The organism is Rhizobium sp. 18055 (assembly GCF_902706285.1).
Classification (GTDB): domain Bacteria; phylum Pseudomonadota; class Alphaproteobacteria; order Rhizobiales; family Rhizobiaceae; genus Rhizobium.
In genome coordinates this window covers 1-407 of the sequence record NZ_CACSKD010000404.1, presented here as the reverse complement: position 1 = coordinate 407, position 407 = coordinate 1, and the positions used below count along the sequence as shown (strand labels likewise).

The 407-nt window shown below is 70.8% G+C and carries 1 pseudogene; it reads left to right on the top strand.

Going from position 1 to position 407, the window contains the following annotated elements:
- Nucleotides 1–34: 34 nt before the first annotated feature.
- Nucleotides 35–407 (top strand): annotated as a pseudogene (locus tag GVL52_RS29720) (hypothetical protein); the annotation flags it as partial.

Below are 407 nucleotides of genomic sequence, written 5' to 3'. Positions count from 1 at the left end.
GTGCCAGGGCTGCCACGTACAGACGCAGGCCCTCGTGGGCGGCGAGCTGTCCCGCGGCCTGACCGACCACGATCCCAAGCTGCGCAACGCCATCTACAACGCCATTGCCCTCTATCGCCAGCCCGATGGCGCGCTGCGCGACGACGACCTGCCGCAGCTGGCACGGCTGAAGTTCGAGCTGCTCAACCGCAGCGGCCACCTGTTCTTCGAGCATGACAGCGCGCGCTTCGGCGACGTGGCCGGTGCCAACCGGCTCAAGCGCTGGATCAGCCAGCGCCGGGTGGCCTTCATCGCCGGCTCGGCACCGGCCGGCCTGGATCCGCCGCGCGGCATGTTGCTGCTGGGCGTGCAGGGCTGCGGCAAATCGATGCTGGCCAAGGCCACCGCCGCCGGCTTCGGCGTACCGC